Source organism: Geodermatophilus chilensis, from assembly GCF_002802985.1.
Taxonomy (GTDB): Bacteria; Actinomycetota; Actinomycetes; order Mycobacteriales; family Geodermatophilaceae; genus Geodermatophilus; species Geodermatophilus chilensis.
Genome location: NZ_NVPT01000224.1, coordinates 1 through 7101, shown reverse-complemented (window position 1 = coordinate 7101; position 7101 = coordinate 1). Strand labels below are relative to the sequence as shown.

Sequence of the window (7101 nt, the reverse complement as noted above, 5' to 3'; positions counted from 1 at the left end):
GCTCCAGTCGCGCCCACTCCGCGTCGGTCAGGTCATGACGATCGAACACGACCCAGGCCTACCGGACCCACACGTCAAGATCTGCGAGACACGCCCTAGCTGCGTACTGGACGCCGAGGTGCGGAGCCGTTCGGGACCGCCTCGCTGTGCTGATCGATACAGAGCGGCTGCGCCCGTCATCCGTCAACGTAGGCCGCCGGTGACGGGCCCCGCCTGGCGGTAGGGAAGGATGGCGGTCATTGTATCCGCTTAGGCGGATAGTATGGGTGGGCGTGCTGGCAGCAGAGGTCGAGACTGTCGCGGCGATGCCGGGAAACGAACGCACGAGAGGTGAGTCATGAGCGATTCTTACGACCTGGTGGTCATCGGTACCGGCGGTGCGGCGATGGCGGCCGGCATCGAAGCGCGCTCGCGCGGGAAGTCGGTGCTGCTGATCGAGCACAGGGTGCTCGGGGGGACGTGCGTCAACATCGGCTGCGTGCCGAGCAAGAACCTCCTCGCGGCGGCGGGCCAGCGGCACCGGGCCCTGAGCAATCCGTTTCCGATGGTGTCGACCAGCGCCGACGGCGTCGACATGCCTGCGTTGATGGCGCAGAAGCAGGAACTGATCGACCGCCTGGTGGAGCACAAGTACGCGGCCGTCGCCGAGGCGCACGGCTTCCCGATCCGCTACGGTCACGCGCGCTTCGTCGACGAGCAGACGCTGCATGTCGACGGGGACCCGGTCACCGCACCGGCGTACGTGGTTGCGACCGGGGTCGCCCCGGCGATCCCCGACGTGCCCGGGATCGACGAGGTCGACTACCTGACGTCGACGACCGCGATGGAACAGCAGAGCCTGCCCGAGTCGATGGTGGTGCTCGGTGGGGGATACGTCGGCCTGGAGCAGGCCCAGCTGTTCGCGCACGTCGGCGTCCGGGTGACCCTCGTCGGCCGCTTCGCTCCGCACACCGAGCCTGAGATCGCCGGGGTGCTGCGCTCGGCCTTCGCCGAGGAGGGCATCGCCGTGATCGAGGAGCGCGGCGTCGCGGTGTCCAAGACCGACGACGGGGTGCTCGTGCGGACCTCCAGCGGCGCGGAGGTGACAGGCCAACGGCTGCTGGTGGCGACCGGGCGGTTCGCCGACACCGGGGACCTGGGCCTGGACGCCGCAGGAGTGAAGGCTGACGAGCGCGGCTTCATCCTCGTCGACGACAACCAGCGCACCACCAACCCGCGGATCTTCGCCGCCGGCGACGTCTCCGGCGCACCGCAGTACGTCTACGTCGCCGCCCAGACCGGCCACGTCGCCGCAGCCGGTGCTCTCGGGCAGCCCTCGACCGTGGACTACCGGGGCCTGCCCGGGGTCACCTTCACCACCCCGCAGATCGCCGGCGCCGGCCTCACCGAACGTGATGCGCTGGCCCGGGGCCACCGCTGCGACTGCCGGGTGCTCGGGGCCCAGGACATCCCGCGGGCGCTGGCCAACCGGGACCCCCACGCCGCCCTGAAGATCGTCATCGACGCCGACACCCGCAAGGTCCTCGGCGTCCACGCCGCGCTTGACGGCGCCGGCGACGTCATGCTCGCCGCGACCTACGCCATCAAGTTCGGGCTCACCGTCGACGACATCGCCGACACCTGGGCCCCCTACCTGACCATGGCCGAATCGCTGCGCATCGCCGCCGGGCTGTTCCGCTCGACGATGCCGACCAGCTGCTGCGCATGAGTCAGCAGCACCCCCACGGCATGGGCGACGACGCGCAGCAACGTGCCACGTTGCTGCGCGTCGCCGGGCTCGACGGCCCCCCGGTCGGTGGGGGGTGCTGTGCCCTCAGCCCCGAGGACCTGGTTCTTGACGAACTCGACTCCTGGCCGGGACTGCTGACATTGGAGCTGGACCCGGACGCGGGCACGGTATCGGTCCTGGTCAGCGACGAGCAGGACCTCGCGCACGCGCTCGAGGCGCTGGCCGACCGTGGATTTCCGGCCCGGGTGGCCGACGAAGACTCCCTTCGTTAGGACGTCCCGCTCGTGGACGGGTGGCGCGACCGCCCGCGTGCTCAGCTGGGCGCGGGGCACCTTTCGGCTAGGCGACAGCGGCTCTGCGCCGCCCGCAGATGGGCGGTATGGCCGCCGGACGTACCCGGCGGCGGATCAGACGTCTCGGGCGGGAGTGCTGAGCACAGCTGGATCGGCGGACCTCGCCGCGTCCGCCGGTGTGCAGCAGGCCGCCCGACGGCGGCGGCGCACCATCCTCAGCGATCCGACGGCCAGCGCGCCGAGGCCACCCGCGATCAGCAGAGGACTACCCAGCAGTGTCCCCGCCGAACTGAGTACGCCTGCCCCGAGAAGCAGCACGAGCCCGCAGCAGACCACGTGCAGCGCGAGGAACCCGGCCAGAAGCTTGCCGCCGCGTCCCTGATCCATCAGTCCCGCTCCTCGGCGGACGAAGGGACGCCGGGACTGTCGATGCGGATGCAGTCGGTGAGTGCGGCAGCGTTGTCCGCCGACAACGACCGGGCGAGCATGACGAGCTCGGCCACCCGTGGGTCGACCACTCGGTAGTAGGAGTAGCGCCCCTCGCGGCGGACCTGCACGAACCCGCAGTCAGCCAGGCAACCCAGATGCGTGGACACCCGGGACTGTGCCAGTCCAACATGCTCGACGCACTCGGTCACGGTCTTCTCGTCATGCAGGACGAACTCCAGTAGGCGCAGTCGCGTGGAATCACCAAGGGCACGGAAGAACTTCGCGATTACGGCTACACCAGCGGGTTGGGACGGCAGGAGTGTTGCAGTGCGTCGCGTCGTACTCATGTCACCTCTCGCCTAAGGGTGACCTCGACCCTACCATCCGGCGTTCCGGATGAGTCCGGCACGGATCCGGAAAGGACACGGCCAATCATCCTGGCCCCAGAACTTCACCGGGGTCCGCACGGCGGCAACTGGTTCTCGGGGCCGGTGGCGGTTGCATAGACGGCGGGTGCACCCAGGTCCGCGGCCGACGTCCGCGTAGACGGCGACGCGCGCGCTTCCGGATGCTGATGGGGCTCGGATCCACGCGACAGTGACCGGAGGTGGAAGGCGGAGCGAGGCCGAGGGCGATCGGGCAGCTGGGCGGGCCGTCGTCGCGTCAGGGCTACCTGCAGGTCGGTCGTCAGGCCAGCGCCGGGTCCATGGTCGGTAGCGGCTTGAGGAAGCCCTTCTCCGTGGCGATCGCGTGGTAGGCCACGTGCCAGCGGTTGGCCCGGTGGTAGTTGCGGATGAAGGCGTCCCGCACGTCCGCATGGTCGCTGGCCATCGCCCCGGTGTGCCAGAGCTCCATGAACGCCCGGGTGGCGAACCACTGGCCCAGCGCGATCGTCGTGTCGTCGATGGCGTCGATCTGGACCGGGTCGGTCGACGTAGGAGCCTGGTCGAGCTCGATGGGCACCGGATAGCCGCCCCGTTCCAGCAGGACGCGCATCTCCTCGACGTTGGGGTCGCACACGTCCTTCAAGTACAGGCTGATGAGGTCCTTCAGGTCCTGGTCCTGTGCTGTCGCGATGTAGATGTTGCACTGACCCATGCACACCCATTCCCGCAGGTAGCCGTTCACGACCTGCGCGTACTCGGCGATCGACAAGGCGCCGTCCTGCGTCACCTGCTCCTGATAGATGGATGCCGGCTTGTCGGTGTAGTCGGTACGGCCTTCCGGCTGCCCGATCTGGACTCCGCTCACGATGCCTCCTGTGCCGCTGCGCCTCCGGGGATACCCCCGTCTACCCCTGACGGAACCGGATATGCGGATACGCTCGGAAAGACAGGTCGGTGCCGGGGTAGGGGCAGATCGGCCTCTACACATCCGCATATCGCGATCCCAGGCGGGTATGCGGCCTCAGGTAGTGAGGCAAGCCCGACATGACCTCCGGGCCAGACCGAGGAGATCCGATGAAGGCCGTCGTCATCGCACCCGGGGAACGCGACAGTGACCGGCTCGTGGAGCTGCCGGATCCAGTTCCCGCCGAGGGAGAGCTGCTGGTCGAGGTCCTCTCGGTGGGGGTGGACGGAACCGACGACGAGTTGGTCGCCGGTGAGTACGGCGAGGCGCCGGCAGGGGAGGAGCACTTGGTCATCGGCCACGAGTCTCTGGGCCGGGTCCGCGAACCGGCCGGGGGGCTGTCTGCCGGACAGCTGGTGGCGGCGATCGTGCGCAGACCCGATCCGGTGCCGTGCCTCAACTGCGCCCACGACGAGTGGGACTACTGCCTCAACGGCCGCTACACCGAACGCGGCATCAAGGGGCGCCACGGCTTTCTGGCCGAGTACTACACCGAGCGCCCGGAGTACGTCGTCGCCGTCCCGGATGAGCTGGCTTCCGTCGGCATGGTGGTCGAACCAACGACGATCGGGGAGAAGGCACTCGAGCAGGTCGAGACGATCCAGCGGCGGCTGACCTGGCGGCCTCAGCGGGCGCTCGTGACCGGCGCGGGCCCGATCGGTCTGCTGGCCGCCGCGCTGCTCGCGCTCCGCGACCTGGAGGTCGTGGTCTACGACAAGGCGGAGTCCGGTCCCAAGCTGGACCTCGTCGGCGAGCTGGGCGCCCGCTACGTCCAAGCCGATAGCCTGCCGCTGGGTCACGATCTGGCCGGTGAGGTGGGGCCGATCGACATCGCGATCGAGGCGACCGGGTTCAGCCCGTTGGGCTTCGGGCTGCTGGACACGATCGGGCCCAACGGGGTCGCCGTGCTCACCGGTGTCTCGGGCGGTGGTCGGCGCAGTGAGCTGCCGGTGGATCACCTGAACCTCGAGGCGGTGCTGCACAACAAGGTCCTGGTCGGCACCGTCAACGCCGACCGGGCCAACTTCGAGGCCGCCGTTCGGGATCTCGCCGCCGTGCAGGAGCGCTGGCCGGGTTGGCTGGATCGGATGATCACTCGGCGGGTCCCGTTGGAGCGCTACTCCGAGGCGCTGAGTCGGGGTCCGCAGGATGTGAAGGTCGTTGTCGATGTCGCCGCGTCATAGCGCAGCGGTGAGCGAGCCGGACGTGTTCCCGAGGCTGGAGGCGCTGGCAGCAATCGGTGATGGCCGGTCGCTGGCGCTGCTGGGGCCAGACTGCCGAGTGGAGTGGTTCTGCCCGGAGCGGCTCGACGCCGCGCCGGCGGTATGGCCGCTGTTGGACCGAGGCCGGGGCGGGCACCTGCACATCGCGCCGGTGAGCTGCGTGTGCACCGCGGTCACCTATCTGCCCAGCACCGCGGTGCTGCGTTACGAGTGGCAAGGGCGCCTCGGGCGTGGGCGGACGAGCGTTGCGATGCTCTGGCCGCCACGTGAGGGCGTGCAGGAGCTTCTGTGGCTCATCGAGGGCCTCGAGGGCCAGATCGACGTCGAGATCCGGGCCGACCTGCAACCCGGCTGGGGTGACCAGGACTGTCACCTGGCGCTGGACCGCGAGATGGCGACTTGGACGAGTCAGGGCCTCGCCCTGCAGTTGGTTGGCCCCGTGACCCTCCAGGAGTCCGACGGTGCCGCGGTCGGCGGCGGCACCTTGTCCGCGGGGGAGCAGTGGGGGTTTCGGTTGCGGATCGGCTCTGCCGCGCAAAGCCCCTCCTACGCCACCAGCGCGGGTGAGGTGGCCGAGGACCTGCAAGCCACCGTTCAGGCCTGGCAGGACTGGGCGGCGGGACTGCGCTACGACGGCCCGTGGCGGGAGGCTGTGATCCGCAGCGCGATCACCCTCAAGATGCTGATCTTCGAGCCGACCGGAGCCGTCGTCGCCGCGGGGACCACCTCACTCCCTGAGGAGATCGGAGGCATTCGGAACTGGGACTACCGCTACACCTGGTTGCGCGATGCCGGGTTCGCTCTCAACGCCCTCTACAGCCTCGGCTGCACACAGGAGGCGCGGGCCTACGCGAGGTGGCTGTGCCGAACCACCGGTGTCTATGGGCTGCCGCTGCGCGTTCTCTACGGCATCGACGGGGGCACCGACTTCCCCGAGCAGGAACTGTGGGACCTGACCGGCTACCGGGGGTCACGCCCCGTCCGCGCCGGCAACGACGCTGAGAACCAGCTCCAGCTCGACAGCTACGGAGAGCTGCTGGACTGCCTGCTGATCTGCGAGATCCTCGGCGAGGACGTGATGCGGCAGGAGTGGGCGCACTTCCGGCGCCTCGTCGACTTCGTCGCTGACCACTGGCGTGAACCGGACAGTGGAATCTGGGAGGTGCGTGACGACCCGCGCCACTTCGTGCACTCCAAGGCCATGGCCTGGATCGCGCTGGACCGCGGATGCTGCCTGGTCGAGACCTACGGTCTCGACGGTGACCTCGGCCGCTGGCGTAGCGAGGCCGACGCGTTGCGCGAGGAGATCCTCGACCGCGGCGTCGTCGACGGCCGGTTCCGCCGCGCCTATGACGACGACGCCCTCGATGCCAGCCTGCTCATGCTGTCCATCACCGGCTTCGTCGACGGCACCGATCCCCTCGCCGTGGCGACTCTTGACGCGATCCGCCGTGATTTGAGCGTCAACCACGCCGCCAACGAGGCCCTCCTGCTGCGTTATCCCCCTGCGTCCGGCGACGGGCTGCCTGGGCGAGAAGGCGCCTTCGGCATCACAAGTTTCTGGCTGGTCGAGGCGCTAGCGCTCGCCGGTCGCCGAAGCGACGCACTGGCCGCCGGGGACGCGCTCATCGCACTGCAGGGCAAGGTCGGGCTCTACGCCGAGGAGTTCGACCCGACAACCGGCGCACACCTGGGCAACACGCCTCAGGCGTTCACCCACATCGGCCTGATCAACGCCGCCCTGCGACTGGCCAACCAGTCGCTGCGCGGCACGCCGACGGCCGGCAGCAGCGGGACTGATCGAGGTCAGGAACAGGAACCGCGGTGAACGAAACAGCCTGACCTACCGGGGCGGAAGGGAGGACGAGCCGAAACAGCCGGACAGCCAGAAAGTCCTGCGGGCGGCTCGGACCGGCCCAGCTTCGCGGACCGCAGTCGATTCATCAGAGTCGATTCATCAGAGGAGGAGTGATGGGTTGTGACTGTTCAGGTCGTTGCTGGGATCCAGACGTTTCCGCTGGTGAGTTCGGTCAGGACGTCGAAGGGTCGGCGACCGTGCTTGGCCGCGGTTGACAGA

At 69.0% G+C, this 7101-nt stretch carries 7 protein-coding genes; 4 read left to right on the top strand and 3 right to left on the bottom strand.

The features are described 5' to 3' along the window. The first annotated feature begins 337 nt into the window (after positions 1–337). Positions 338–1708 carry a mercury(II) reductase gene (merA, locus tag CNO22_RS24595; RefSeq protein WP_100501882.1) on the top strand — a complete coding sequence of 457 codons (1371 nt, stop codon included), beginning with the start codon at positions 338–340 and terminating at the stop codon, positions 1706–1708. Positions 1709–1728: 20 nt separating this feature from the next. Beyond that, positions 1729–2001 carry a hypothetical protein gene (locus CNO22_RS24590; protein ID WP_157937108.1) on the top strand — a complete coding sequence of 91 codons (273 nt, stop codon included), beginning with the start codon at positions 1729–1731 and terminating at the stop codon, positions 1999–2001. A gap of 135 nt (positions 2002–2136) precedes the next feature. Here CNO22_RS24590 and CNO22_RS24585 read toward each other — a convergent pair whose 3' ends face one another. The 3 genes from CNO22_RS24585 to CNO22_RS24575 all read right to left on the bottom strand — a co-directional run bounded on the left by CNO22_RS24585 (position 2137) and on the right by CNO22_RS24575 (position 3702). Then, a complete protein-coding gene (locus CNO22_RS24585) occupies positions 2137–2409 on the bottom strand; it encodes a hypothetical protein (RefSeq protein WP_100501880.1) in 273 nt (90 codons plus the stop codon). Beyond that, positions 2409–2798, bottom strand: coding sequence for an ArsR/SmtB family transcription factor (locus CNO22_RS24580; RefSeq protein WP_100501879.1), 390 nt, complete (start codon positions 2796–2798; stop codon positions 2409–2411). The genes CNO22_RS24585 and CNO22_RS24580 overlap by 1 nt, the downstream gene beginning before the upstream one ends. Before the next feature lie 340 nt (positions 2799–3138). After that, positions 3139–3702, bottom strand: a complete 564-nt coding sequence (locus CNO22_RS24575; RefSeq protein WP_100501878.1) for a DUF3231 family protein — start codon at positions 3700–3702, stop codon at positions 3139–3141. A gap of 209 nt (positions 3703–3911) precedes the next feature. Between CNO22_RS24575 and CNO22_RS24570 the strand changes: the two genes are divergently transcribed. Together CNO22_RS24570 and CNO22_RS24565 are read left to right on the top strand one after the other, a co-directional pair. Next, positions 3912–4985 (top strand): glucose 1-dehydrogenase, encoded by a 1074-nt coding sequence (locus tag CNO22_RS24570; RefSeq protein ID WP_100501877.1) that lies wholly within the window; start codon positions 3912–3914, stop codon positions 4983–4985. Between the two features lie 7 nt (positions 4986–4992). After that, positions 4993–6852: a glycoside hydrolase family 15 protein gene (locus CNO22_RS24565; RefSeq protein WP_157937107.1), complete on the top strand. Its 1860-nt coding sequence runs from the start codon at positions 4993–4995 to the stop codon at positions 6850–6852. Positions 6853–7101 lie beyond the last annotated feature (249 nt).